Source organism: Lentilitoribacter sp. EG35, from assembly GCF_040784015.1.
Classification (GTDB): domain Bacteria; phylum Pseudomonadota; class Alphaproteobacteria; order Rhizobiales; family Rhizobiaceae; genus Lentilitoribacter.
Genome location: NZ_JBFNGQ010000012.1, coordinates 19,345 through 45,427 on the forward strand (window position 1 = coordinate 19,345; position 26,083 = coordinate 45,427).

Genomic DNA, 26,083 nt, shown 5'->3' on the forward strand with positions numbered 1-26,083 from the left:
GCACATCAATAGTGATATTACATCTTACAATCGCTAACATAAGCATTGGAACGATCTTTCAGACCAACAGCAATAATCTTGTTGGTTAGAACATCACCCTCTTTAATCACTTCGCGTACATAAATGTCCTGAACCGGGTGATTATTAGTATCAAATTTAAAATCACCTCGAGTTGAAGCAAAATCTGCAGCCTTCAGTGCAGCGCGGAAACCATCAACATCAGAAATATTTGCTTTACCGGCAGCGGAGATTAATAGATTTGCAGTGTCATAACCTTGTGATGCGTAAAGAGATGGCAAACGACCATACTCAGCCTGAAAATCAGCAACAAACTTCTTGTTTGCCTCATTGTCGATATCTTTTGACCACTGAGAAGTATTTTTAACACCTAAAGCTGCATCTCCAACGGCTTTAAGAATACCTTGATCAAATGAGAATGCAGGTCCGACGATAGGAAGATCTATCCCCGATTGTGAGAGCTGTTTCATGAAACTAATCCCCATGCCGCCCGGCAGGAAGAAAAACACACTGTCAGCACCAGATGCACGAATTTGCGCAATTTCAGCAGCATAATCTGTTTGGCCAAGTTTTGTATAAAGCTCGCCAGCAAGTCCGCCCTCAAAGAAGCGCTTATACCCTGTTAACGCGTCTTTACCGGCTGGATAATTGGGCGCAAGAATAAATGTATTCTTATAACCTTCGCTATTCGCATAACCTCCAGCAGCCTCATGCAAATTATCATTCTGCCAAGCTACATTGAAATAGTTTGGATGACATCCTTTGCCAGCTAATGCTGACGGGCCAGCATTCGGTGACAAATAAAACTTACCCTGATTAACAGCTGCTGGCACAACAGCCATTGCAAGGTTTGACCAGATAATCCCCGTTAGAACATCTACTTTTTCCGACTGAATCATTTTATCCGCGAGCTGCACGGCAATATCAGGTTTTCGCTGGTCATCTTCTATAACAACATCAATATGATCATTGCCCTTTACAGCAAGCATAAACCCATCTCGAACATCAATACCAAGACCAGAACCGCCGCCAGACAAAGTTGTGATCATACCGACTTTAAGTTTATGGCCATCAGCCAACACCGGCGCAACCAGAAGCATAGTTGCAGCCGCGAGGCCACCAAACAATTTCAACATTCAATTTCTCCCATTATTATCTGAATTATTGCACACAGGATAAAACGCTAACGACCTGACAAGCAATCACAATCTTTGAATATTTTTGCGATCAATTTTCCTAATCTATAAGTGGCATATTATTTGTTGGCAACTTAACTGACTTTAAACAGACTCAAACCCGACTGTGAACTTGTTCACCCATTGCAACTTGCACATTCCATGTTTGCAAAAGATGATTGCGAACATGACAAACTACCTTCAAACTCCAATCAGATAGAAAAAACATTGAGTGGAGACAAATGTGCTTGTTCGCCATTATTTTTCTGATGTGTCGGCGCTTCCATAAAACACTCTTCATCGAACCACTTCCAATCATTGTGCCAAGTCCAGCAATCATGCTTCCGGTAAACGTCAGCTACAGCTTCAGCATAAATCTTGTCGGTAGGACGTTTGATATATTGAACTTCAGAAGCACTAAAATAAGTCATCGCAAGTGGCAAAGATCTATTGGTTACGTAATTACTCATCCAGAGTTTGAAACCTTTTTTGGCACGCAGGTCGTCAATTACACGAAAAACCTGAATGTGCTCCTCATGCCCATACTCCCCCCAAGGATTATGCGTAAATACATTCATCTCTTCGCTCAATACGGCGTCAAGTGCCACATATAACTTATCATAATTACCTCGGTAATTCGCCCAAACGCTTTGATCAGGTGTTTGCTCAGGCGAAGGAAGAACGCTTTTAACCTGACGTTTTACTTCGCGTATAATTGCTTCTGAACCAAAAGCTATACCGTATCGCGATAGTTTTGGGTTGTGCCAGTCAGCCAAACCATATGTCCCAGCTTCAGCAATTTTTAAACTAGTCACATCAGCGTGGGGCAGTTCCGCTACAGCCTTTGCTCTGTTTGCCCCAAGTTCCGGGTGCGCCCAAAAGTCTTCGTAAACAATGAGAACCTTATTCACATCCTTCATGATCGATGAAAACCAAAGTATTTCATCATCCGGATGAGCGGCAATAATCACCGAGTTTTCCAAGAACCCTTGGTTTAGATTTTGCATACTAATCATCCAAATTACTGGCAAAACATTTATCAGCGAATAAAACGGTCTTCATCTACTCACCGTTTTTGAATTCATAAGCATACTTAGCAAGACGACCAATCAAACTACCTGCATGCAGAATCTGGTACATTTGCGTCGACTTCGCAGCAAATTTTTCCTTAAACGGCTCATCCCCAATTGTGAAGTCAAACGTATCTCCACCAGCATTTACCCAATCACGCATAATCTCGTCATACATGATAAATCCAGGCGAGAATTTTCCAAATCTTTCATAGTCACAGCCGATGAGAAGATAATGATAGCAATTTCTATAAGCGACACCAAAAACAACACCTATTGTACTTTCATTTACGTCTAGAGAGTACGTTTTGCTGTATCCTGTTTTAATGCCGCGCTTTGCAACCGATTTATAAAAATCCTCGACATAATCGTTTTGAATTTCATCGCCCTCAAAACGACCTTTCCGTTGCGCAATTAAAAAGCTCAAGGCATCATCAATGTCGGCTTCGTTGTTTAGGAGTGTAAATTTAACATCTCCATATCGTTCAATTTTACGTTTTTTTCGATCAATGTAATTTGCATGACTTTTCCCAAAAGCCTCAAAACGCCAATCGTCATAGGGTGCGCTCACACATGTTGCATGAGCAGAAAAGTTTAGCTTCTCAAACTCAAAATCGAAGAAGCAGCGCCAAGCCATACGTTTTTCTTTGCGTATCGGCTTGATACGCAAAACATCATAATGACCGATAGCATCAGCTATCAATTGAAAAAACTGGTCAGATTGGCGATGAGTTTCGAGGAACTGCGGGGCAACAATTGGAGATGAATAGTCACTCACACCAAGATCTGCCGCTTCGATTAGCCGAATAAAATTTAAATGACGCTCTATGAGAGGTAATACAAATAACAAAGAACTATCGACAACATCACGCCCCACGATGACAAGAGCTTCGGCCTCTCGTTCTGATGCCAGATTTGTATAAAATTCCGACAACCAAATTGGATGCTGAAAAACCGACGCACTCGAATTGTTATAGAGAACTGCATATTCATCTGAACTGAAATCAAAGTTGCGCAGTGCAGAAACCTCAATCTGATTTGTCGCAGCAGCTTGCAACACGTCAATAGAAGGTACGACCATTTTAAATTACCACCAAACACTTGATTTTCATAACAATGTAATTCTTGTACAGAACCCGTTAAAAAACTCGAAAACTAAATAAATTTAGCGCGGTTCTATAAAGTAAACTATGACCGTGCCTAATTTTTAGTAAATATATTATTCTTGCAGATAAACCCACTGTGGGTTTGAGGCGGGCCGTTGCCAATTCCGAGGCTCAATCAACTCGACATTTATGTCAATTATCACATATAAAGAATCACGCGACTCTCAAATATATCAACCAACAAAGTGCTCACCACACGTTTATGTATTAGTTGCGGGTCTTATCATCCCTTGTAACGAGGGGAACAAAACATTCAAACTATACAACAGCCGTAAGATTAAACATTATAAAAAACACGCCTCATAGGGATACTCATGACAGGTTTTTCATATCAACTTTACTCTTCAAGAAATTTTCCACCATTGGAAGATACTCTCGAGATGCTTTCTAAACTCGGCTACAATAATGTTGAAGGCTTTGGAGCACTATTAGAGGATGTTAACCCACGCGAACTTCGTACATTGCTTGATAAAATCAATCTTACGATGACATCGAGCCACGTTGGATTGGACCTTATCGAAAGTGACCCACAGCGGGTGATTGACATCACGAAGGCCATCGGCATTGAGAAAGTCTATGGGCCTTACTTACAAGAAGAAGATCGCCCAAAAAACACTGAAGACTGGATCGATTTTGCAAAAAAATTGAAGGGCCTCAGTCAACCGTTAATTGATGCCGGACTTGGGTTTGGTTGGCACAATCATGATTTTGAGTTTTTAAGGCTTGAAGACGGCCAAATACCAATTGAAGTCATGCTTAGTGAATTCACAAATCTAGAGATCGAGTTTGATGTTGCCTGGTGTGTGAAAGCCGATCATGATCCAATTGAATTCATCAAGAAACATAATGCTCGCATCACAGCTGCGCACATAAAAGATATAGCTGCTGCAGGCGAGTGCGCTGATGAGGATGGTTGGGCCGACGTTGGCTATGGTATTGTTGATTGGCCCACAATTTACGACGCACTTAAAGCATCCGGCACCAAGTTATTTATCATGGAACATGATAATCCAAATGATCATAATCGTTTTGCTAGCCGTTCATTAGCCTCTGCAAAATCATTTTAATAAACAACACGAAATTTAACGAAAGTAAGATAGATGAAAACTCTAGGTGTTGGCATAATTGGCTGTGGTAATATCTCAGCTGCCTACATGCAATTGGTTCCGATGTTTAAAGGCATCCAAGTTCGAGCTTGCGCCGATATCAATCATAGTGCGGCAGTAGCAAGAGCAGAAGAATTTGATATTCGTGCCGAGTCAATAGACGATTTGCTCATGGCAGGTGATATCGACATCATCGTAAACCTCACAATTCCAGCAGCCCATGTTGAAGTATCAAGCGCAATTCTGAATGCTGGCAAGCATGTTTACTCAGAGAAACCATTTGTGCTCTCAACAGAAGAGGGTAATGTTCTTAAAAAGCTTGCGAATGAAAAAGGTCTTCGTATCGGGTCTGCTCCAGATACATTTTTGGGAAGTACACACCAGCGTGCACGTGCATTAATCGATAGTGGAGCAGTGGGTAAAATAACCTCAGGTACTGCAGTTGTTCAAAGCCATGGTATGGAACATTGGCATCCAAATCCTGATTTCTTCTTCCAGCCTGGTGCAGGGCCAATGTTAGATTTAGGACCCTATTACATTTCCAATTTGATCCAACTTATTAGTCCGGTCAAACGTGTAACGGCAATGACATCATCACCTTCCAAAACACGAACAATTTCCTGCGGGCCTCGTGATGGTGAAAAAGTACCGGTTGAAACACCAACAACAATCCATGCTTTGCTTGAGTTTGATAATGGTGCAATCATCAACTTGATTACGAGCTGGGATGTTTGGGCGCAGAGCCACAGCAATATGGAACTATATGGTGAAAAAGGTACATTATTTGTACCTGACCCGAACTTCTTTGGAGGTGAATTAAGGCTAACCGAAGAAAGTGAAGAAGTGATTTTACCCCATTGGGAACACCCATTCGAAAAAGAAAATTACGTCGATAAGAATTCTGGGAATCATCAATCCAATTACCGTGGTGCCGGTTTAGCGGATATGGCACTTGCTATCCAGGAAGGTCGGCCGCAACGTTGCTCACTTGAATTTGCGCATCACGTCGTGGATGTGATGGCGTCCATTTTAAAATCTGGCGAAACCGGGCAAACAATAGAATTATCGACAACGTGCGATCGACCGGCGGCACTGGATGCAAAGTCAGCACAAGCATTGCTTAAGTAGGCAACTATTCGAAAGAGATAAATATGACAAAAAACATGAAGGGCCCCGCGATATTTCTTGCCCAATTTGCTGGCGATACCGCACCATTTAATTCATTGCCTACAATCGCAAAATGGGCTGCTGGTCTTGGTTATGAAGGGATACAAATCCCTGCTTGGGATACACGCTTTTTTGATCTTGAAAAAGCCGCAACATCAAAAACCTATTGTGATGAAGTTAAAGGTATTTGTTCCGATGCTGGTGTTGAAATCACAGAATTATCGACCCACTTGATCGGCCAGCTGGTTGCAGTAAATCCCGTATATGACGAACAATTTGACGGCTTCGTGCCCGAACATGTTCGAGGCAATCCGAAGGCTCGCCAGGAATGGGCCGTGCAGCAAATGCTGTTTGCTGCCAAGGCATGTCAAAATTTAGGACTTGGAGGATCTGTTTCATTTACAGGTTCTCTTGCATTTCCTTATCTCTACCCATGGCCCCAGCGTCCACAAGGGCTTATTGAAGAAACATTTGCGGAGCTTGGACGCAGATGGACACCAATTTTAAATGCATATGAAGATGCAGGCTGCAATATTGGTTATGAAATCCATCCCGGTGAGGATGTTTTTGATGGCATAACATTTGAAATGTTTCTAGATGCCGTTGGCAACCATCCAAGATGCATGATTAATTATGATCCGTCGCATTTTGTATTACAGCAATTAGACTATCTCGAATTCATTGATATCTACCACGAACGCATCAGTGCTTTTCATGTCAAAGATGCAGAATTTAATCCAACTGGTCGTCAAGGTGTTTACTCCGGGTATCAAAACTGGACAGAGCGCGCGGGCCGCTTTCGCTCATTAGGAGATGGGCAAGTTGATTTTTCGGGTATTTTCTCGCGTCTTGCAACATATGGATTTAATGGTTGGCCTGTTCTCGAGTGGGAATGTTGTTTGAAACACCCCGAAGTTGGCGCCGCAGAAGGTGCGCCATTTATCCGCAAACATACCATACCTCTAACAGATAAAGCATTTGATGATTTTGCAGATTCTGAAACTGATATGGCAGCCATACACCGCATGATTGGCACTAAGTAAGGAACAAAAAATGGCCACATCTAACCCCAAAAAAACTATACGCCTTGGCATGGTTGGCGGTGGGCAAGGCGCATTTATAGGCGCTGTTCATCGTATTGCCTCGCGCATCGACAATCGTTTCAAACTCGTTGCCGGTGCCCTCTCATCCAATCCTGAACGCGCCTTGGCATCTGGCCGAGAATTGGGACTTGATGATGATCGTAGCTATACAGATTATAAGGAAATGGCCCGCCATGAAGCTGATCTTAAGGACGGTATTGAAGCTGTTGCAATTGTTACGCCTAATCATTTACACGCGCCTATAGCGAGCGCTTTCCTGAGCGCTGGCATTCATGTGATTTGCGACAAGCCACTTACAACCAATCTTGACGAAGCAATAGATCTCGAAAAGAAGGTCCATCAAAGCAAGAAACTATTCATTCTTACGCATAATTACACGGGCTATCCGGTCATTCGCCAAGCACGTGAAATAATTGCCAATGGCACGTTGGGAAACATTCGAATTGTTCGCGCTGAATATGCTCAGGACTGGCTTACTGAGGCTGCTGATGATGATAACAAACAAGCCACATGGCGTTCAGACCCTAAAATGGCAGGCAGTGGTGCAATAGGAGATATTGGAACACATGCCTTCAATCTAGCTAATTTTGTCTCCGGGCTTGAGACTGAGCAATTATCAGCGGAACTATCTCGTTTTGTACCCAACCGCCAACTGGATGATAATGCACACATTAATATTCGCTACAAAGGTGGTGCTAGAGGGACTATATGGGCCAGCCAAGTGGCACCCGGAAACGAGAACTCGCTTACGCTACGTATCTATGGAGAAAAAGGCGGATTAGAATGGTCACAAGAAGACCCTAATTATCTTTGGCATACGCCATTTGGCGAACCAAAGAGATTAATCACACGGTCTGGTAATGGCGCCAGCGACATTGCAAATCGTGTTAGTCGGGTACCCGGTGGACACCCTGAAGGATATCTTGAGGGTTTTGCAACAATTTACTCAGAAGCTGCAATTGCCATCGAGGCTTATAAAACCGGCGCGAGCCTGCCAGAAGGCCACCATATTAATACGATCGAAGATGGTGTTTATGGTATGAAATTCATCGACGCCTGCCAACGTTCATCTATCAACAATGCAAGTTGGGTATCCCTATAATTCTAACACCTATCATGGATCATGTTTTGGGAAATGATGCGAAGTAATTATTCATGATCAAATCTTCAAATTCGCTTCGACGAAGCTCAAAATTTGTTTTGACTTAACGTCTTGCTTTTCAACCCGAAAGCGTCTCATATCAGACCAGCGATAATAAGAAAGAAAAACAATGCCAAAGCTTCAATTCAAAAAACCGTTCACCCAGCAAGAAGCTATTTCTGAAGATGCTATTTCTGCGGCCGTTAAGGTCATGAAAACCGGACGCCTACATCGGTATAACATGGTCGAAGGTGAGGATAGTGAAGTTAATCTTCTTGAAGAAGAATATGCGACTTATCAGGATACCAAATATTGTCTGGCAACATCATCAGGCGGCGGTGCAATGCAAATTGCACTTAGGGCAATAGGCGTTAAACCCGGGGACAGGGTCGCAACCAACGCATTTACCCTAGCGCCGGTTCCAGGTGCAATTGCAGCTGTTGGCGCCTCACCTGTTTATATAGAAACCACCAAGAATCTGACCATTGATCTTGATGACTTAAAAGATAAACTCATGATAAGCGGTGCTCGATATTTGCTTCTATCGCACATGCGCGGCCATATTGCACCGATGGAACAACTGATAGAGATTCTGGACGACCTAGGGGTAAAGATGATCGAAGACTGCGCTCATACAATGGGTGCAGAATGGAATGGCATAAAAAGCGGAAATTTCGGCTCAATAAGTTGTTTCAGCGCGCAAACATACAAGCATATTAATAGTGGTGAAGGCGGGCTTTTAACAACCAACGATGACGAGTTGATGGCGCGGGCTATTATCTTGTCAGGTTCTTACATGCTTTATGAAAAACATAAAGCGCGACCTGATATGGAGGCATTCGAACGTGCACGTTTTGATATGCCAAATTGCTCGTCTCGAATGGATAATCTGCGAGCGGCAATATTGCGTCCACAGCTCTCACAACTAGAACTTAATATTGCGAGGTGGAATGCACGTTATCAAATACTAGAAAAAGCCCTTCGCGACGTATCAGGCCTAACATTACCCTTAAGGCCCGAGGAGGAACTTTATGTTGGTTCTTCCATTCAGTTTTTAGTACCTGAATGGTCTGATGTTCAAATTAAACAATTTATAAAAAACTGTGCAGACCGTGGTGTAGAGCTAAAGTGGTTTGGAGATGCTAATCCAGTTGGCTTTACCAGCCGCTATGATAGCTGGCGCTACGCCTTGGCTCCAAAACTGGATCAAACCCTTGAGATCCTACATCGCCTAATTGATATGCGCGTACCGTTAAGTTTCGAGGAAGATGATTGTTCACTCATTGCACAGATTATAAAAGAGGAATTTGAAAATATTACCTCATAAATAAATACTTGAGCAAACCAAAAGCCATTTTGTTAAAGTTTGAGATGAAGTGAACTACACGACATTCTTGCAACATTAAAAACGATTGTAGTTTACACGCTCAGATCATCTATGCTCCTTATACTCCATCCGGGCACACCAATTGGCCTAATTACGAACCGCAACCAGACCAATCAGTATTTAAGAGACGAGCCTTTACTAGTGTGCTGTCATTTCGGCCACAATTTCTTCACCACTTTTTGAAGAAGGATAGTAAGTTGGCCAGTTAGTTAGCTCTTTCAAAAGCAAAGTTCGGTCATTCCCCCAGTAGAGATGGTAATGTCCTACAGCTGCCGGAGCGATACGGTGATCACTAAATTGGATGAATTCGGGAGCTGCCGCATCTCCCTCAACCTTCGCAAATATGAAACGCACACCTCGGTTTCCAGCGTCATAATTTAAAATTTCATAACCATCATCTTTATAAATACCCTTGTAAACCTTGCCTTTTTCATAAAATGCAACATCGTTATCATTGATCACAATTCGATTAACATCTGTCCTGTATCCAACCTCATATTTAGCGCGATATTCCTCAGCCGTTTTATCCCCTTTTTCGGCCTTGTGCGCCATTACCGGGTCCAAAGTACCATCTTGCAATAATGGATAGACAGATTGCCAATCACCTTTCCAGTCTGCCAACATTCGAGGCATAATCTGATTGTCATCAAAATATCCACGGTAGACATCATCAACTTTTTCAGCATGATTATGCTTTGTTGAGTGTTCAGTTTTTTTGGTTTCCTGTGCTTGCGCTGCAAAAAGCACCATCACACTTATTGCGACAGCACCAACGTATTTATTGAATAAAACTTTCATCTTATCATACCTTTTTATTTGTTAGAAAGGAGTGTAATAATACTACATGTTACGTAATAACATAACATATTTTCATATTCCACACTTTTATTAATTCGGTGGCAGCAATCATATCTTTATCACTCGCATTCATTCTGCCAACAGTTATTACCGTTCACCCATCTTTTCAACGGCATGCCGCCAATGACATCACGCACACCTGGCATAGTTGGTGCAGCTATCAATAGCTCCGCTTATTGCGGCATAATCGCAGATGGTCATCATGTGGATGATAGGATGACAGCTCTCGCCTTTCGCGCCCGTCCCACCCCCCACCGGATGGTTCTGGTATCAGATGCTATGTCGACAATTGCTGGTCCCGATCATTTTACGCTCTATGGTGAAAAGATTATAGTTGATGATGGCAAGCTAGTGAATTCACAAGGGTCTCTAGCAGGTGCACATATTGATCTCAAAAGCTCTGTTATCCGCCTTGTCGAGCATGTTGGATTAACACCCATCGATGCATTGATGGCCGCAACAACTACCCCGCGTAAGTTCTTAAGAATTCCGAAACAGAGTATGTTGGGAAGTTCGGTTGATGATGTTTTTTTCGCACCAGCATGGCAAACCTAATCCAATGTGAAGTAATTCTGGCGGCAACCCAATTCCTACAAAATTATTTTTGTTTGCGCTGCGACAAACTCAATCACCATCTGGGTATGATATCGGTATGAAGATGTATGATATCACCTACCCGGCGAGATACAATTGAAGATAGGTAGAAACATTTGTAAAGCACTTAAAATCCTTTGCGCGATTGCAATGGTATGGACTAGCTTTGCACACAGGCCTGTTATCGCCTCTGAGACTGAACAAATTGCAGATCTATCTGCCTATACGCTGCCGGATGGAACCGTTCCTGTTATTTGCATTAGCGGAGAAAACGGTGAAAAAAAAGCCTACGCAAAAGGCTGTCCATATTGCACTCTTGTCAAAGCAGCAGCTCTGCACATTTCACCAGAATTGTTTACACGTGTTGCCAGCAACCTCAAGGCAACTGCCCCTTCAGATAATACTATAAACTTATCAAAGTCTATTCGGTTTGAAGGGGCTCCGCAAACTGGCCCACCATCATTCTCAACATGATGAGTCGGTCTAGGTTGCTTTACAGAGCAATCCTTTCCGAAGGCCAAGAACTCATAAATCGATACTATATCGATCTTCCTCATTGATGCGGAGTCCATCAGAGGAAGATCGGTTGATGAGACATTGAAATTGCAAACAAACAGCTTTCAAGAAAGAAGTTTGTTGCAGCACAAAGAACGCATTTATGCGAACTGATAAGGCTTGTCTTCAGAAATGAAGATGGGTTCACATGTGCACGCTTAAAAAAAATCTATGCAGACTGAAAACAGCACTATTTTTAGTTCTAATGTTAGGATTGATAGGTTTGCAATCTGCTTTTGCTGCGCCAATTGTCACTAAATTTTTGGATGACATAGACGTAACCGAGCTCGTACCAGGCGCAAGCAGTCTGGGTGTGTTACAAAGCAACTTGCCAGTTATCCCCGCAATGAAGAACAATGAAGTTGTTGGATATGTCTTTCTAACTTCAGATTTTGTGACTACAACTGGATATTCAGGCAAGCCTATTCACGTTATTATGGGTGTTGATAACAATGCAAAGGTGACGGGTGTAAAGCTAGTCAAGCATTCAGAACCTATCGTCCTGATAGGCATTCCAAATAAAAAAATTCAGGCTGTAACCGAAAAATATGCAGGGCTGGACCTGATAAAAGAGGCAAGCGCTAGCGGTTTCGCGCATGATCTGGATATTGTTTCAGGTGCGACTGTCACCATAATGGTGATTGATGATTCAATTGTTCGCGCAGGATTGAAGGTTGCTCGTCAATTAGGACTTGGTGGATTGGAACCGGAATTAAAATCCAGCGGTCCTCAAAAGACGCTCACAACTACTGATAATGCAGCCATTTCGAATTGGCAGACGTTAGCGGGGGACGGATCTGCCCGAGCGCTTAAACTAGATATCAGTCAAATTAATCAAGCCTTTATTGATAGTGGAGATGCGCGTGCGATCAAACGTCCTGATAAAGGAGATCCAGAAGATACGTTCATCGATATGCATGTCGCACTGATAAGCGCACCTGAAATTGGGCGTACTCTCTTGGGTGATGATGAATATAACAATTTAGTCGAATGGCTTGATGATGGTCAGGATGCAATTCTTGTTTTGGGTCGCGGCGAATATTCTTTCAAAGGTTCAGGTTATGTACGCGGAGGCATCTTCGATCGCATACAACTTATTCAGGGTGATAAATCTGCTCGCTTTTTTGATAAACAACATCGTCGTTTGGGTCGTTTGGCACCTAGTGATGCACCATCATTTACGGAACTCGATATATTCAAAATTCCTGCTGATATGGAATTTGAACCGACAAAACCATTCCGTTTACAGCTACTTGTACAACGAGCCGTGGGCGCCATCGATAAGGCGTTCATTACGTTTGACCTTGGCTATCGAATTCCTGATAGACACACTGAGATTGTAAAAGGGACTGAGCCAACACATGAAGATTCAAATTCAAATCTTGGCTTTGCCTCTTCAAACCCAGATGAACTAAGTCATCTTTGGAAACGCATTTGGGAACAGAAACAGATCGAAGTTGCACTGCTTGTTGTAGCACTCACGGTGTTAACCGGTGTGTTCTTTTTCCAGATGCAAGTTACGCGTCATGAAAAATTCACCTATTGGTTCAGAATTGGATTCCTAACATTCACTTTATTAGTGCTTGGTTGGTACGCAAATGCGCAACTCTCAGTCGTTAATATTATGGCGTTTTTTGCAGCACTTACATCTCAATTCTCTTGGTCCGCATTCTTGATGGACCCGTTGATTTTTATCCTTTGGTTCTCAGTTGCAGCATCCCTTCTATTTTGGGGCCGAGGCGTTTTCTGCGGCTGGCTATGTCCGTTTGGGGCTTTGCAGGAACTAACAAACAAAATCGCTCGGGCCTGCAAAACCCCGCAATATATTGTTCCGTGGGGCATTCACGAACGCCTGTGGCCAATCAAATATATGGTCTTTTTAGGTCTATTTGGCTTATCACTCTATTCATTAGAATTAGCTGAGCAATATGCTGAAATTGAGCCGTTTAAAACGGCCATCATTCTTAAATTTGATCGCTCTTGGCCATATGTTCTATTTGCTGTTGCGCTGCTTGGCGCCGGACTATTTATAGAGCGCTTTTATTGCCGGTACTTATGTCCACTTGGTGCGGCATTAGCAATTCCAGGCCGTCTACGAATGTTTGATTGGCTCAAGCGCTATAAAGAATGTGGCGACCCGTGCACTCGGTGCGCGAAAGAATGCATGGTTCAAGCTATCCATCCAGAAGGTCATATCAACCCGAATGAATGCCATCAGTGTCTGCATTGTCAGGTGTTGTACCAAAGCAAAACCAAATGCCCGGTTTGCATCATCTCTGAAGAGAAGCGTGCAAAATTTAGAGGCAAAAACAAACTAGCAAATTTACCACCGGACAGCGCGGCTGCAAAGGCCAGTCGCGCTTCTCCAAATCCATAAATGTTCACATTCGGAAAGGGGAACATATTATGTCAGCCGAAGAAACTAAAGAAAAAGGCTTTTCACGCAGAACATTGCTTGGAGCTGGTGCCGCAGGGGCAGTGATAGCAGGAACGGGAGTGGGAACAGATATGCTCCCGAACGTCGGTGTCACGAAAGCCAATGCCGCAACACCAAAGGCAAATCTATCACCAGGAGAACTTGATCCATATTATGGGTTCTGGTCATCTGGTCAATCAGGTGAAGTTAGGGTTTTAGGGTTTCCATCAATGCGCGAGCTTATGCGAATTCCTGTTTTTAATCGTTGTTCTGCAACAGGTTGGGGACAAACTAACGAGAGCTTAAAAATTCTAACTGAAAACCTCACAGATGAAACAAAGGAGTTCCTGGCTGCAAAAGGCATGAAAACTTATGATAATGGTGATCTTCACCATCCGCATATGTCATTCACTGAAGGCACATATGACGGGCGTTATCTTTTTGCCAATGACAAAGCCAACACGCGTGTTGCCCGCATCCGCTGCGATGTGATGAAATGCGATAAAATTATCGAAATTCCAAACGCGCACGATATTCATGGTATGCGCCCTCAAAAGTATCCGCGTACGGGGTATGTGTTTGCAAATGGTGAGCATGAAGCTCCGCTTATCAATGATGGTAAAATTCTCGATGATCCATCCACATATGTGAATATTTTTACCGCTATTGATGGTGATGAAATGAAGGTTGCCTGGCAAGTCAAAGTGTCCGGGAACTTAGATAACACTGATTGCGACTATCAGGGGAAATATGCTTTCTCTACAAGTTACAATTCAGAGATGGGTATGAACCTTGCAGAGATGACTGAGAGTGAGCTTGATCATGTGGTTGTCTTTAATCTCAAAGAGATCGAAAAAGGGGTCGCCTCTGGTGATGTGGAAATGCTCAACGGCATTCCTGTTATCGACGGTCGTAAGGGATCTAACAAGAAATATACACGCTATATTCCTATTCCAAACAGTCCACATGGGGTAAATGCAGCCCCGGATAAAAAACACATCATGATCGCAGGAAAATTATCTCCGACTGTATCAATTATCGACGTGACTAAACTAGATGCTTTGTTTGCAAGCGATGCAGATCCACGTTCTGCAATTGTAGGCGAACCAGAGCTCGGCTTAGGGCCGCTACATACAGCATTTGATGGCAAAGGAAATGCATTTACAACTTTGTTCCTCGATAGCCAAGTTGTGAAGTGGAATATTGATAAGGCCGTTAAGGCTTATGCCGGTGAAGATGTTGATCCGATTATTTCAAAGGTCGATGTTCATTACCAACCTGGTCATAACTCTACATCTATGGGTGAAACCGCCGATGCAGACGGCGAATGGCTTATTTCAATGAACAAGTTCTCAAAAGATCGGTTCATCAACGTTGGTCCACTGAAACCAGAGAACGAACAGCTCATTGATATCTCAAGTGATGATATGAAAGTTGTTCATGATGGCCCAACCTTCGCTGAACCACATGACAGTATTATTGTTCGCTCTGACATTGTGAAACCTGTTAATGTTTGGGACAGAGCAGATCCGGTTTTTGCTGATGCGGTTGCTCAGGCAGAAGCAGATGGCGTTGATATCGAATCTGACGATGTGGTGATCCGCGATGGCAACAAAGTCAGAGTGTATATGACCTCTGTTGCCCCAGTGTTTGGCCTTGAAAAATTCACCGTCAAACAAGGAGATGAAGTGACAGTCTATGTCACCAATCTTGATGATGTTGATGACGTTACGCACGGTTTCTGTATCTCCAACTACGGAGTCGCGATGGAAGTTGCTCCGCAAGCAACAGCATCTGTCACATTCACTGCAGATCGACCCGGTGTTCACTGGTTCTACTGCCAGTGGTTCTGTCATGCACTTCACATGGAAATGCGCGGCCGGATGTTTGTTGAGCCACGCTCAAGCTAAACCACGGAGAAGACAATGTTAGCTCGCATCATAATTAGTTTATTTTGGGTAACTTTGCTTTCTACATCTGTTATGGCTGCAGATGAGATTGTTAAACCCGGAAAAAATGCATTGGTGCGGGCCATCGAAATGGCGAACTCTGGTGACCGATTAATTCTTGAGGCCGGAGATTATGTGGGCGGTTTTACGCTTACCAAATCCATTGAAATTCATGGAAATGGCGATGTTAATATTATCGGTGCAGAAACGGGTTCTGTTATCCGTATTGATGTTCCTGGTGTTGTGATTTCAGGCTTGCACCTGACAGGCTCAGGCTCCAACCATAAAACCATAGATAGTGGTGTTCAACTGACGAAAAAAGCTGCAAATGCTATTATTCAGAATAACTATTTAGAAGGCAATTTGTACGGCATTGATGTTCATGGGGCACGAAATGCATTGGTGCGAAACAATACGATAATTGGGCGGCAAGGTCGACGCATGAACCGACGAGGTAATGGGGTTTATGTTTGGAACGCGCCAGGCGCACGGGTCGAGAATAACAAAATTAAGTATGGGCGCGACGGCATATTTGTCAATTCAAGCCGGAAGAACACATTTACCAATAACCGCTTCGAAGACCTGCGATTTGCTGTGCATTACATGTATGCAGACAAAAGTGAAGTTTCTGGAAATGTGTCAATTGGAAATCACCTTGGTTATGCCATTATGTTCACAACCCATGTCAAAATTGAAAACAACTTATCAATAGGTGATCGCGATCATGGCATCATGCTCAACTATGCCAACAAAGCAATTGTTAAAGGAAATGTTATCCAAAACGGCGGGAAGAAATGCCTGTTCATGTACAACGCCAATAAAAATATTTTACGAGACAATCACTTTGAAGGCTGTCCGATAGGGATACATTTTACTGCAGGTTCCGAACGCAATGAGATCATTGGAAACTCATTTATCGGCAATCGCATTCAGGTCAAATATGTTGGCTCTCGCGATCATGATTGGCGGGGTAATTTTTGGAGCGATCATGCAGCATTTGATGTAAACGGCGATAATATCGCTGATCAAGCGTTTCGACCAAACGATACGATGGATCAAATATTATGGACACAACCAACTGCCAAATTACTACTGGGGAGCCCCGCAATTCAACTCATTAAATGGGCACAAAAAGAGTTTCCATCCTTGTTGCCAGGCGGTGTTATCGATGAGCAACCTCGTATGAAACCTACTTTTAATGCAAGCATGGCGGCAAAAAGAATTCAGGGTAGGATATAATGGTAACCCCGATACTTAGAACCAATTGTGTTTCAAAGCAGTTCAACTCGTTACAAGCGCTGAATGAGGTTTCCATAGAGCTTAAGCCAGGTGAACGTGTCGCATTACTGGGGCACAATGGTGCTGGGAAAACAACACTATTTCGCATCGTATTGGGTTTTCTATCAGCAAATAGTGGCAATGTCGAAATTATGGGACACCTACCCGGAAGCAAGGACGCAAGAAGAGCAATCTCATATCTACCGGAAAGCATAGCATTCCCAAAAATGCTGACAGGCAGAGAAATCATTTCCTATTACGCCAAATTAAAAAAAGCCTCGTTCTCTGATGTGAACGGATCCCTTGAGAAAGTTGACCTGGTTGATGCAGCTAATCGGCCATGTGGAACATATTCCAAAGGCATGCGTCAGAGATTGGGGTTAGCGCAGGCTCTGATTGGAGATCCCAAACTGCTTCTACTTGATGAACCAACATCAGGTCTTGATCCGATCTCTCGGCAGCGATTCTATCAAATCATCTCGGATGTATCAGTCAAAGGGACCGCTGTGCTTCTATCCTCACACGGTTTGAGCGAGTTGGAAGCCAAAACTGATCGAGTGGCAATTCTGCGTAAAGGCGCCTTGGTAGCCAATGGTTCGTTATCCCAATTGCAGGCAGCAGCAAACTTACCCATTCGGATTAGAATTAGTTCAAAACCAGACATGATCGAAAATGTGTACGAGCAGTTTGGGGGGCGAAGAATTAATGGTTCATCTGTGGAATTTTCATGTTCACAATCTTCAAAAATGAAAAATTTGGCGGAGATATCGAGTTTGGGAAACGCCATCAATGATGTCGAAATATTTACTCCCACCCTGGATGAAATTTATCGACATTTTTCCGCATCTGAACAAAGCGAGGATATGTAATGCATTCTGTTATTACGATTGCCCAAAATGAAATACGCATTGGCATTCGCAATCGTTGGGTTGTTCTGGCATCTGTTATTTTATTGGTTTTTGCACTCGTTCTTGTTCTTCTGGGGAGTGCACCTACGGGAGCCACCAAAACTGATAGTTTGACAGTTGTAGTAGCGAGCCTATCCACGTTAACTGTATATCTTGTTCCTCTCATCGCCTTGTTATTGTCGTTTGACGCAATTGCCGGCGAGATAGATAAAGGCACGTTGCAGTTAACATTTGCAACTCCGGTTTCGCGCGCCGACGTTCTATTGGGAAAATTTTTGGGACACCTTTTTGTCCTGTCACTCGCCGTTATCATTGGTTATGGCGCAGCTGGAGGTGTTTCATTTTTTTTCAATCCTGAAACACCTTGGTCTAGTTTAGTTGATCTCACCCGCCTGATTGGAACAAGCATAATCTTGGGTGGAACATTCATCGCCATTGGTTATGTCGCAAGCACGAGCGTTCGCCAAACAGGCACCGCTGCTGCCGTGGCCATCTCAATCTGGCTATTTACTGTTGTCCTTTATGATCTGGCGTTGCTTGGGGGATTACTCATAAGTGTCGATGGATATTTCGCAAAGGTGCTCTTCCCCTACTTTCTTCTTCTCAATCCAGCCGATGCATTCCGAGTTTTTAATATGTCGGCCATCGAAACATCAGGGTTTTCGACGGCACTGGATTCAGGAGGGCAGCAAATGCCATTAGCGCCTAAATTTGCCATGTTAAGCCCATTAATTTGGACAGGTGTTGCACTTGTTATCTCAACCGTAATTTTAAAGAGGGTTCAGCCATGAATGTAAAACATCTAACCCAACTTTCAGCGCTGCTAGCATCACTTGTTTTGACAGGGTGTAGTGGTCAAAGCACGAGCACGAATGTACCAGATGCTGTCGCAATGACAGAAGAAGCAGTTGGCCATTACTGCAATATGAACATTCTTGAACATGAAGGCCCGAAAGCTCAAATTCATCTCAAAAACATAAAGTTTCCAATCTGGTTCTCACAGGTTCGCGATGCAGTGGCTTATACGCGACTACCCGAAGAAACTTTTGAAATTGCAGCAATCTATGTCCATGACATGTCTAAAGCTGCCAGCTGGGCAGCACCGGGGGACAACGCATGGATAGATATAAATCAGGCATATTTCGTAATAAATAGCAACGCAACGGGCGGCATGGGCGCGCCTGAAACAATCCCATTTGATTCAATGGAGGGTGCGCTGGCTTTTAAGTTTGAGAACGGCGGAACCATCGTAAAACTTGATGATATTCCTGATGAATATGTCCTAGGGCCCGTTGATATTAATCACCAGACGACAGGAAGCGTTCAATGAGTATAAATCGAAGGCGATTCATAACCATTGCTGCCGGTGCGACGTTTGCAACTTCAACATACTCGGCTCACGTTAAACCAGTAAACTGGAAAGGCATTGTTTTGGGGGCTGACTCGCAGCTTATTATCTCAGACATGGCAGAGCATGATGCGAAGCAAGTTATTAAACTCGTAGTCGATGAAGTAAATCGACTTGAAAATATCTTTAGTCTTTACAGGTCAAATAGTGCATTGATGCGACTAAACCGATTTGGTCTGCTGGAAAATCCCCCGCTTGAGCTAGTTTCATTATTCTCAACCATCGATCTTATTCATGACGCCAGTGGTGGATATTTTGACCCAACTATACAGCCGCTTTGGCAGATTTATGCGGAACATAAAGGCCACCCACCACGCAATTTATTAGAACAGAAACTTAAGTTAGTGGGTTGGGATAATGTGGAACATTCCACTCAAGTGATCCAATTTGCTATGCCTGCAATGGCATTGACTTTAAATGGTATTGCTCAGGGTTTCGTAACAGATCGTATTGTGCAGGTTCTCAAATCAGAAGGTTTGCGAAATGCGGTTGTAAAGATGGGGGAAATCTCAGCCCTTGGCCAAAATGAGCGAGGCAAGCCTTGGAATGTAAGTTTATCGAATGCAGACCGGGATATTGCAGATAAAATAGTCCCGCTGTCGGACACATCAATTGCAACATCATCTGTAAATGGCACAACATTCGATGGGCATATTGGACATATCTTGGACCCCAAGCATGGAATACCCGGCCAGAACCTTTGGCAAAGCATAAGTGTCATAAATAAATCAGCTTCGCTCGCAGATGGTATTTCAACTGCCGCATCTTTGATGAACGAAAGTCAAATTGAAGACATGCTTGTCCGGTTTCAAAATACACTCTTGTTGGCTAAGTTTAATAGCGGAGAAGAATTTAAGCACCAAAGTTGAATGGGTAAACGATAGATAAAACTACTGGGCAAAGGTCGATTTTATCATTGCTTCAAATCAGACCACCTTTCACTTTAACGAGTGGTGTTTAGGTACACCCTAAACCACAATTAGGATTGATGTTCCGAGAAAGGTTAGCCTTTTGGTCTTAACAGTGCTGGACCATAAGATAACGCGAAACCGCCAAAAGCGAAAATCCAGGCCACACCAGAAATGGTGAACATAAGTTCATAATCGCCTATCGACAAAGCTTGAAAAAGTCTTGCACACACAGACACCACAAGGCCAGCAAATATTAAAACCGAAAATGGAGAGGCCTTAAGGTCTTGGCCAGTATGACCAAGTGATGCTCGCATCATAACCGAAAGGGTCATACCTCCTATTGCACCTACCCCAAGAATGTGAATGCCAGCAGCAAGTGGAACAGTTTCGGGGAAAAATATACCCAGACTTAATAGAAGAAATCCGATCGGGATAAACAAGTAACTTAGATGCAAAATCACAACCAAAGGCTCATGCCATGTTCGGTGTCCCGCCCATCTACACAACCGAATGAACTGCACAACACCTGCTAAAATAAGCAATATTCCTGTTGCCAGTACATTTGGAAACACAATCCAGCATAGAAGTGCGATTACGCTCATTACAATTGAATACATATCAAATTTTCCAAATGGTTTAGGTAGCTTTCCTGGGTTCTCTCGAACTAACCAATTTCTTGTGAAGCTTGGTATAATGCGCCCTCCAATGAGGAGTATAAGGGCTATGCTCGCTGCTATTCCAAAACGTCTACTGATGTCAGTACTGCCATGAAAAGCACTTTCAATATGAAAGAAGATATTTGCCAGTGCCAAGATTGAAAGCGGAAGAAGCACCTTTAAATTCTTCCAGTTCTTCCCCGTTATTACTTCGCGTGCGATAAGGAGCGCAACGAGTATCAGGAACGAACAGTCGATCAGTGCGGTAAAAAGCCAGCCTATCAGATCTGAAAATGAGATGGCAATACGCCCAAAAATCCAGATAGATACTAGAAAAGCAAGCGATATACCACGTATCGGCAGACGACCCGTCCAGTTTGGAACTGCCGTCAGAAGAAATCCCGTTATAATTGCCGGTAGGAAACCGAAAAGCCACTCATGAATGTGCCAATCAACAACAGTAAATGTGGTGTATAGTTCCAGTTCACCTTGAAAATAAGGCAACCATAAAACCATGCTGAAAGCCGTATATCCTGATGCAAGCAGAAAGAACGGTCTAAAACCAACACTTAACAGTGGGATAGTTAAAGTACTTCTATTTGTTTTTTCTGCCATTTATACCACCTGAGAACAGCAAGATATGATTTGCAAAAACGCTTTGCATTTCTAGAGCAAGATTATCACTTGCAGTTGGCAAGTATTGGTCTAGATATATAGTTAGTCAACACGATACTAATAACCTGAGTTTAAAGAGCTGGGCTTGCGTATGATCAAAGAAAATTACAAATGAATATGTCGCTCGACCAATCGCTGATCAAGGATTTACCTCCATTTCTTGACATGGATCACGAGGCCTTAGCCGAACTATTGGGTGTAGCTCGCTCGGAGCACTTTGCTAAAGGCGATGCTATTTTTTCACAAGCCGATGAAGCCCATAAATTCTATGTGTTATTGGATGGCTATATACAAGTTGCAAAGCTTACGCCTGATGGTGAGCAAGTTGTTATGAGATATATCACCAGTGGCGAATTATTTGGCATTGCCAAAGCCGTTGGCCAAAAAAATTACCCCGCCAGTGCAATTGCTGCAGTTGATTGTGTTGTGCTTGTTATATCAGATGCAATTTGGGATGAGTTAACTGATAAGTACCCAACATTTGCATCGAACACCTACAAAACTGTCGGTGAGCGGCTTATCGAGACACAACAACATGTAGTCGAGTTAGCAACAGAAAAAGTCGAACAACGTATTGCAAATGCCGTTTTAAAGCTTGCAAATCAAACAGGACGAAAGACCGAAGAAGGCATATTAATTGACTTCCCTATTTCACGAAAAGATATTTCTGAGATGACAGGAACTACTCTTCATACTGTATCTCGACTTTTGAGCGCCTGGGAAGATAAGGGACTTATTAAATCTGGGCGGCAGAAAATCACCCTGGTGGAAGGACATAAACTTATGTTGGTTGCCAATGGTATTACAAATTAAATTAGCTTCAATCATGTGGAATGGCCCGCATATTCCCTAGCCACCTCCAAGATCAATTCTTTCATCAGTTCGTCCTCATCCCATCCATGTTCAATTGCTGCATCGCTGACATTATGAAATCGAGCAAGTAAGCAGCCAGCACAATGCAGTTTATATTTGTTAATCGCAACAAGGAGTTCAGGAAAACGCTGGAGCAGCTCCTCCATTGAGATATCGCGCGCAAAAGCTTGTTCAATAGCCCGAAAACGCTTGTTGTTTACTTTTATGGGTGAATCAACCGAGTTCATCATTTAAATAATCTAGAAGCATTTTCCAGCAATTTCTTTGATTTAAAACAAACAGCCATGCACAAAGTCTATACGTAAAATTGCTATGGAGCATTTGACATTGGTTCGACGTGTTGATTTTCACTTCACCCGACACCAATAGAAACAATCTGATGGGAACCAGACAAAATCAATAGTGATTGCCTACAGGCTCTTACCGCCACATACATTTAGAACTTGGCCTGTGATCCACTTTGCATCCTGCGACACGAAGAACGAAACAGCATTTGCAACATCCACGCAACTTCCTTCAAATCCAAGTGGCGTATTTTGAAGGCTTATTGCGCGCGATTTATCAAGTCCGACCTCATAAAACAGATCTGTCTCCACAGCAGCTGGTGCTACAGCATTAACTGTTATTCCTCTTGGACCAAGCTCATGTGCAAGACTTTTTGTAATCGAATTTCCAGCTGCTTTGGTAGCTCCGTAAACGGTGAAATCTGGTCCGCCAGCCGCCGCAATCGAGGTAATATTGATAATACGCCCGTGATCGTTCATGTGGGCGGTTGCTGACTGTGATAACATAATCATACCTTCTACGTTGATCGAAAGCTGACGCCTCATTGTGTCATGCGCGACTTTTTTTAGTGAAGATCTACACGCCCACCCGGCATTGTTTACAAGCACATCTATGCCCCCAAATTCAGACTTGACAGCCTCCACCAATGTTTTACAGCCCACTGATGTTGCAATATCGGCACCTATCGGCATAGCAGTTCCACCGTCCGATCTAATTTTTTGACACACTTCTTCCGCGCTTGCCTGTTGGGTATTAAAATTCACAACTACTGAAAGCCCATCCCGTGCTAACCGCATTGCAATAGCTGCACCGATCCCGCGCGAAGCACCTGTTACTATTGCTATTTTGGGAGTTTTCATTGCGTTATCTTTCTAATTGGAAACGAAAAGGTTTGCACCGCTTCGGATAATCATTCCGCCAAGTACAAAATTAAACATCATTAGGGACCTGCTTGCCTCGCTTTTGCGGTCTGTCTACTGTTCAAACGCTAAGTCGAGTGGATCGGCTAGCAACAACTTTATGCCTAGATAATTATAAATACACCCACTGCCATCGACAGAGCGACGTGGATCCAAGGACAGGCTGCCAGAAGCGCAGCTAACCCGTCATGCACAACCATAAAGATCAATAAAAAAGTAACAATTGAACCACAGATATGCCGAATTGACGGCACTACACCAAGACGCATTCTTGACGAAAATAACAACCTACAATTTACCCCCGACACGAGGACAATGTAACGGCCAAAAGGAAGAAAGTCAGTAACCATTTATGCATACACACCTTGTTTAGATGAAATGGATACACTACTACTCCTGACACCATTATGTCAGGAGAGAATATTGCGTCGAGCTGAACGTTTGTTTCGATTAATAGCTTTACTGCGATCACAATCAATTTCGCGAGCTGACGATCTAGCTGAGCAGTTGGAAGTGAGTGTTCGCACAATTTATCGCGACATCGTTCATGTGCAGGCTTCGGGTGTTCCAATTGATGGGGAGCCAGGCGTCGGCTATATGCTGCGTCCCGGGTTTGACCTCCCACCAATGACTATGACGGTTGATCAGATTTCAGCTGTGGCAATCGGTTTAAAATTTGTAATCGAGGCCGCAGATGAAGAGCTTGCTTACTCCGCCAAAGAAGTACGCGACAAATTGAGCTCTACATTACCAGCAGAAGCCAGCAAGTTGCTTCAAGCTGCTCCCTTTTTTGTAGCACGCAATGCCACTCGACCACCGAGTTTTACTCCAATGATACGCAAAGCGATCCAGCAGCGGGAGTTGCTTAAGATACTGTACAAAACCCCAGATAAAACAAGGTGCGAACGAGAAATCGAACCACTCTCCCTAACTGTGTTTACAGAAGGGTGGATGATAGGGGCATGGTGTCGTTTACGACAAGATTTCAGGTACTTCCGATTAGACAGAATTATTCATATAGAATCAATGCCGGAGCGGTTTGTCGATGATCCACAGCGCAATCTAAAAGCTTTACGCAAGGTTAAACATTAAACAAGCTTACAATAGCAGAACAGACATACAACAATACCGCGCCAACTATGCGAGAACGCCAAATAATCTCAATCATACAAACTGCGTAGATAAAGACCTATCTGCGCATATCCACGATTACTCGACCATCATCAACAAGCGTACCATGGTCAACCAAAGAGACTTTTGTTTTTAGATGGCATAACTCACGAAATAACTGTGCTATATTTTCTAGCATCTCACCTTCCACCGCTTCTACTGGGGCATCTTCCATTTCGCAAAATAGCATAATGTCATCTTTTTCATTATCACGATCGATGACAAGACGGACACGTTGCAACCCTTCAATTTGGGAGCAAAGAGCTGTCAGTTGGCTTGGTCGGACAAACATTCCACGAATCTTTGATGCTTGGTCTGCTCGCCCCAGCCAGCCCGCAAGAATAGCGCCAGTACGTCCATTAAGGTCAGCCTTGCAAAACTCGGGTGCAACAAACGAGGAAAGGTCACCCGTACCAAAACGTATAAGTGGGTAATCCTTGCGAAGCGTTGTAACAACAACTTCACCAACTTGGCCGTTCGGCACACTACATCCGGTATCCGGGTCAATGATCTCTATAATTACGTCTTCATCAGCTACCATCTGGCCAGAAATATCGACTTCATAGGCTATAAGACCTAATTCTGCAGTCGCATAACATTGTAAAACCTGAACTCCCGATTTGAAGAAAAAATCGCGCAAACCAGGTGTGAGTGCACCGCCGCTCACCATCGCTTTGGTGAAAGGTACTGGCCCCCGATCGGCAGCTTGACATGCTTCAATAAGTGTTTTCAAAAAATCCGGCGTGCCTACATAAGCATTTGCCTGATATTGAAAAATAGCCATAACTTGTTGTTCAATCGGCGCATTTCCTGCTGGAATGACAGAGCATCCAATCGCACGAGAACCAGAATCAAAAATCCAGGCACCCGGGGTTAAATGATAAGAAAACGTATTATGAACGATATCACCTTGCTTAAAACCTGCTGATCGCAACGCGCGTGCCGAGCGCCAAAAATCAGGATCCATGAACCCAGGTTCGTGAATTGGTCCAGGAGAAACAAACAGATAATCTGCGCGGCTGCTATCCCCCATTAATCCGCCGAATGGTGGAGCAGCTGGTTGAATGTCAATAAGATCCTGTTTGCGTAATACGGGTAATTTTTCCAGATCAGAAAATGAATTGATAACTGGTACTGTGCGAAAAGCCTTTTCATAGTATGGTTGGTTTTGCGCATTAATAATTACATCGCGTAATCTACTAAGTTGTTCGGCTTTTCTATCATTTTCAGATCGAAGCTCACGTGGGTCAATCCAAGTCCGGGGATTTGCTTTATTAACATTTGCTTTTGCCAT

At 43.4% G+C, this 26,083-nt stretch carries 24 protein-coding genes; 16 read left to right on the forward strand and 8 right to left on the reverse strand.

Features of this window, described 5'->3' with window-relative positions; translation table 11 throughout:
• Positions 1-17: 17 nt before the first annotated feature.
• The 3 genes from AB2J24_RS17245 to AB2J24_RS17255 all read right to left on the reverse strand — a co-directional run bounded on the left by AB2J24_RS17245 (position 18) and on the right by AB2J24_RS17255 (position 3,344).
• Positions 18-1,154: an ABC transporter substrate-binding protein gene (locus tag AB2J24_RS17245; protein ID WP_420883668.1), complete on the reverse strand. Its 1,137-nt coding sequence runs from the start codon at positions 1,152-1,154 to the stop codon at positions 18-20.
• A gap of 251 nt (positions 1,155-1,405) precedes the next feature.
• Positions 1,406-2,200, reverse strand: coding sequence for a hypothetical protein (locus AB2J24_RS17250; protein WP_162654861.1), 795 nt, complete (start codon positions 2,198-2,200; stop codon positions 1,406-1,408).
• 55 nt (positions 2,201-2,255) lie between these two features.
• Positions 2,256-3,344 (reverse strand): GNAT family N-acetyltransferase, encoded by a 1,089-nt coding sequence (locus AB2J24_RS17255; protein WP_367386394.1) that lies wholly within the window; start codon positions 3,342-3,344, stop codon positions 2,256-2,258.
• Between the two features lie 399 nt (positions 3,345-3,743).
• Between AB2J24_RS17255 and AB2J24_RS17260 the strand changes: the two genes are divergently transcribed.
• The 5 genes from AB2J24_RS17260 to AB2J24_RS17280 all read left to right on the forward strand — a co-directional run bounded on the left by AB2J24_RS17260 (position 3,744) and on the right by AB2J24_RS17280 (position 9,273).
• Positions 3,744-4,496, forward strand: a complete 753-nt coding sequence (locus AB2J24_RS17260) for a sugar phosphate isomerase/epimerase family protein (protein WP_367386395.1) — start codon at positions 3,744-3,746, stop codon at positions 4,494-4,496.
• Between the two features lie 33 nt (positions 4,497-4,529).
• Entirely contained in the window at positions 4,530-5,663 is a 1,134-nt protein-coding gene (locus AB2J24_RS17265; protein ID WP_367386396.1) for a Gfo/Idh/MocA family protein, read from the forward strand.
• A 23-nt stretch (positions 5,664-5,686) separates the two neighbouring features.
• Positions 5,687-6,745, forward strand: a complete 1,059-nt coding sequence (locus tag AB2J24_RS17270) for a sugar phosphate isomerase/epimerase family protein (RefSeq protein ID WP_367386397.1) — start codon at positions 5,687-5,689, stop codon at positions 6,743-6,745.
• A 10-nt stretch (positions 6,746-6,755) separates the two neighbouring features.
• The gene (locus AB2J24_RS17275; protein ID WP_367386398.1) at positions 6,756-7,907 is read left to right on the forward strand and encodes a Gfo/Idh/MocA family protein; all 1,152 of its coding nucleotides are present in this window, start codon (positions 6,756-6,758) and stop codon (positions 7,905-7,907) included.
• Positions 7,908-8,076: 169 nt separating this feature from the next.
• Complete coding sequence (locus AB2J24_RS17280; protein WP_367386399.1) at positions 8,077-9,273, forward strand: DegT/DnrJ/EryC1/StrS family aminotransferase; 1,197 nt, start codon at positions 8,077-8,079, stop codon at positions 9,271-9,273.
• A 198-nt stretch (positions 9,274-9,471) separates the two neighbouring features.
• Here AB2J24_RS17280 and AB2J24_RS17285 read toward each other — a convergent pair whose 3' ends face one another.
• Positions 9,472-10,131, reverse strand: coding sequence for a ZinT family metal-binding protein (locus AB2J24_RS17285; protein ID WP_367386400.1), 660 nt, complete (start codon positions 10,129-10,131; stop codon positions 9,472-9,474).
• A 183-nt stretch (positions 10,132-10,314) separates the two neighbouring features.
• On the opposite strand from AB2J24_RS17285, the gene AB2J24_RS17290 reads away from it, so the two are divergent.
• The 9 genes from AB2J24_RS17290 (at position 10,315) to AB2J24_RS17330 (ending at position 20,168) form a co-directional block, all read left to right on the forward strand.
• On the forward strand, positions 10,315-10,746 hold the full coding sequence (locus tag AB2J24_RS17290) for a hypothetical protein (protein WP_367386401.1): 432 nt from the start codon (positions 10,315-10,317) through the stop codon (positions 10,744-10,746).
• A 135-nt stretch (positions 10,747-10,881) separates the two neighbouring features.
• Positions 10,882-11,259: a hypothetical protein gene (locus AB2J24_RS17295; protein WP_367386402.1), complete on the forward strand. Its 378-nt coding sequence runs from the start codon at positions 10,882-10,884 to the stop codon at positions 11,257-11,259.
• A gap of 304 nt (positions 11,260-11,563) precedes the next feature.
• A complete protein-coding gene (locus tag AB2J24_RS17300; protein ID WP_367386403.1) occupies positions 11,564-13,717 on the forward strand; it encodes a 4Fe-4S binding protein in 2,154 nt (717 codons plus the stop codon).
• A 29-nt stretch (positions 13,718-13,746) separates the two neighbouring features.
• The gene (gene nosZ, locus AB2J24_RS17305; RefSeq protein WP_162654852.1) at positions 13,747-15,666 is read left to right on the forward strand and encodes a TAT-dependent nitrous-oxide reductase; all 1,920 of its coding nucleotides are present in this window, start codon (positions 13,747-13,749) and stop codon (positions 15,664-15,666) included.
• Positions 15,667-15,681: 15 nt separating this feature from the next.
• Positions 15,682-16,944 carry a nitrous oxide reductase family maturation protein NosD gene (locus AB2J24_RS17310; protein WP_367386404.1) on the forward strand — a complete coding sequence of 421 codons (1,263 nt, stop codon included), beginning with the start codon at positions 15,682-15,684 and terminating at the stop codon, positions 16,942-16,944.
• Positions 16,944-17,852: an ABC transporter ATP-binding protein gene (locus tag AB2J24_RS17315; RefSeq protein WP_367386405.1), complete on the forward strand. Its 909-nt coding sequence runs from the start codon at positions 16,944-16,946 to the stop codon at positions 17,850-17,852. The genes AB2J24_RS17310 and AB2J24_RS17315 overlap by 1 nt, the downstream gene beginning before the upstream one ends.
• Positions 17,852-18,682 (forward strand): ABC transporter permease subunit, encoded by an 831-nt coding sequence (locus AB2J24_RS17320; RefSeq protein WP_367386406.1) that lies wholly within the window; start codon positions 17,852-17,854, stop codon positions 18,680-18,682. The genes AB2J24_RS17315 and AB2J24_RS17320 overlap by 1 nt, the downstream gene beginning before the upstream one ends.
• The gene (locus AB2J24_RS17325) at positions 18,679-19,221 is read left to right on the forward strand and encodes a nitrous oxide reductase accessory protein NosL (RefSeq protein WP_367386407.1); all 543 of its coding nucleotides are present in this window, start codon (positions 18,679-18,681) and stop codon (positions 19,219-19,221) included. Before AB2J24_RS17320 ends, AB2J24_RS17325 begins: the two co-directional genes overlap by 4 nt.
• Positions 19,218-20,168 (forward strand): FAD:protein FMN transferase, encoded by a 951-nt coding sequence (locus AB2J24_RS17330; protein WP_367386408.1) that lies wholly within the window; start codon positions 19,218-19,220, stop codon positions 20,166-20,168. Before AB2J24_RS17325 ends, AB2J24_RS17330 begins: the two co-directional genes overlap by 4 nt.
• A 134-nt stretch (positions 20,169-20,302) precedes the next feature.
• On the opposite strand, the gene AB2J24_RS17335 is transcribed toward AB2J24_RS17330, so the two are convergent.
• Positions 20,303-21,481, reverse strand: coding sequence for an NnrS family protein (locus AB2J24_RS17335; RefSeq protein ID WP_367386409.1), 1,179 nt, complete (start codon positions 21,479-21,481; stop codon positions 20,303-20,305).
• 171 nt (positions 21,482-21,652) lie between these two features.
• Here AB2J24_RS17335 and AB2J24_RS17340 point away from each other — a divergent pair, with 171 nt between their 5' ends.
• Positions 21,653-22,354, forward strand: a complete 702-nt coding sequence (locus AB2J24_RS17340; RefSeq protein WP_343162572.1) for a Crp/Fnr family transcriptional regulator — start codon at positions 21,653-21,655, stop codon at positions 22,352-22,354.
• Positions 22,355-22,365: 11 nt separating this feature from the next.
• On the opposite strand, the gene AB2J24_RS17345 is transcribed toward AB2J24_RS17340, so the two are convergent.
• On the reverse strand, positions 22,366-22,644 hold the full coding sequence (locus AB2J24_RS17345) for a hypothetical protein (protein ID WP_367386410.1): 279 nt from the start codon (positions 22,642-22,644) through the stop codon (positions 22,366-22,368).
• 180 nt (positions 22,645-22,824) lie between these two features.
• Positions 22,825-23,559: an SDR family NAD(P)-dependent oxidoreductase gene (locus AB2J24_RS17350; RefSeq protein WP_367386411.1), complete on the reverse strand. Its 735-nt coding sequence runs from the start codon at positions 23,557-23,559 to the stop codon at positions 22,825-22,827.
• Positions 23,560-24,042: 483 nt separating this feature from the next.
• Here AB2J24_RS17350 and AB2J24_RS17355 point away from each other — a divergent pair, with 483 nt between their 5' ends.
• A complete protein-coding gene (locus AB2J24_RS17355) occupies positions 24,043-24,711 on the forward strand; it encodes a helix-turn-helix transcriptional regulator (protein ID WP_367386412.1) in 669 nt (222 codons plus the stop codon).
• A gap of 97 nt (positions 24,712-24,808) precedes the next feature.
• On the opposite strand, the gene AB2J24_RS17360 is transcribed toward AB2J24_RS17355, so the two are convergent.
• Positions 24,809-26,083 carry a phenylacetate--CoA ligase family protein gene (locus AB2J24_RS17360; RefSeq protein ID WP_367386413.1) on the reverse strand — a complete coding sequence of 425 codons (1,275 nt, stop codon included), beginning with the start codon at positions 26,081-26,083 and terminating at the stop codon, positions 24,809-24,811.

What these genes read in the sequence shown, in the direction of transcription:
- AB2J24_RS17255 (WP_367386394.1), bottom strand. Translation starts at nt 3,344, where the DNA reads ATGGTCGTACCTTCTATTGACGTGTTGCAAGCTGCTGCGACAAATCAG.
- AB2J24_RS17270 (WP_367386397.1), top strand. Translation starts at nt 5,687, where the DNA reads ATGACAAAAAACATGAAGGGCCCCGCGATATTTCTTGCCCAATTTGCT.
- AB2J24_RS17360 (WP_367386413.1), bottom strand. Translation starts at nt 26,083, where the DNA reads ATGGCAAAAGCAAATGTTAATAAAGCAAATCCCCGGACTTGGATTGAC.
- nosZ (WP_162654852.1), top strand. Translation starts at nt 13,747, where the DNA reads ATGTCAGCCGAAGAAACTAAAGAAAAAGGCTTTTCACGCAGAACATTG.
- AB2J24_RS17335 (WP_367386409.1), bottom strand. Translation starts at nt 21,481, where the DNA reads ATGGCAGAAAAAACAAATAGAAGTACTTTAACTATCCCACTGTTAAGT.
- AB2J24_RS17315 (WP_367386405.1), top strand. Translation starts at nt 16,944, where the DNA reads ATGGTAACCCCGATACTTAGAACCAATTGTGTTTCAAAGCAGTTCAAC.
- AB2J24_RS17330 (WP_367386408.1), top strand. Translation starts at nt 19,218, where the DNA reads ATGAGTATAAATCGAAGGCGATTCATAACCATTGCTGCCGGTGCGACG.
- AB2J24_RS17260 (WP_367386395.1), top strand. Translation starts at nt 3,744, where the DNA reads ATGACAGGTTTTTCATATCAACTTTACTCTTCAAGAAATTTTCCACCA.
- AB2J24_RS17285 (WP_367386400.1), bottom strand. Translation starts at nt 10,131, where the DNA reads ATGAAAGTTTTATTCAATAAATACGTTGGTGCTGTCGCAATAAGTGTG.
- AB2J24_RS17350 (WP_367386411.1), bottom strand. Translation starts at nt 23,559, where the DNA reads ATGAAAACTCCCAAAATAGCAATAGTAACAGGTGCTTCGCGCGGGATC.
- AB2J24_RS17345 (WP_367386410.1), bottom strand. Translation starts at nt 22,644, where the DNA reads ATGATGAACTCGGTTGATTCACCCATAAAAGTAAACAACAAGCGTTTT.
- AB2J24_RS17290 (WP_367386401.1), top strand. Translation starts at nt 10,315, where the DNA reads ATGACATCACGCACACCTGGCATAGTTGGTGCAGCTATCAATAGCTCC.
- AB2J24_RS17310 (WP_367386404.1), top strand. Translation starts at nt 15,682, where the DNA reads ATGTTAGCTCGCATCATAATTAGTTTATTTTGGGTAACTTTGCTTTCT.
- AB2J24_RS17275 (WP_367386398.1), top strand. Translation starts at nt 6,756, where the DNA reads ATGGCCACATCTAACCCCAAAAAAACTATACGCCTTGGCATGGTTGGC.
- AB2J24_RS17250 (WP_162654861.1), bottom strand. Translation starts at nt 2,200, where the DNA reads ATGCAAAATCTAAACCAAGGGTTCTTGGAAAACTCGGTGATTATTGCC.
- AB2J24_RS17320 (WP_367386406.1), top strand. Translation starts at nt 17,852, where the DNA reads ATGCATTCTGTTATTACGATTGCCCAAAATGAAATACGCATTGGCATT.
- AB2J24_RS17265 (WP_367386396.1), top strand. Translation starts at nt 4,530, where the DNA reads ATGAAAACTCTAGGTGTTGGCATAATTGGCTGTGGTAATATCTCAGCT.
- AB2J24_RS17245 (WP_420883668.1), bottom strand. Translation starts at nt 1,154, where the DNA reads ATGTTGAAATTGTTTGGTGGCCTCGCGGCTGCAACTATGCTTCTGGTT.
- AB2J24_RS17325 (WP_367386407.1), top strand. Translation starts at nt 18,679, where the DNA reads ATGAATGTAAAACATCTAACCCAACTTTCAGCGCTGCTAGCATCACTT.
- AB2J24_RS17340 (WP_343162572.1), top strand. Translation starts at nt 21,653, where the DNA reads ATGAATATGTCGCTCGACCAATCGCTGATCAAGGATTTACCTCCATTT.
- AB2J24_RS17280 (WP_367386399.1), top strand. Translation starts at nt 8,077, where the DNA reads ATGCCAAAGCTTCAATTCAAAAAACCGTTCACCCAGCAAGAAGCTATT.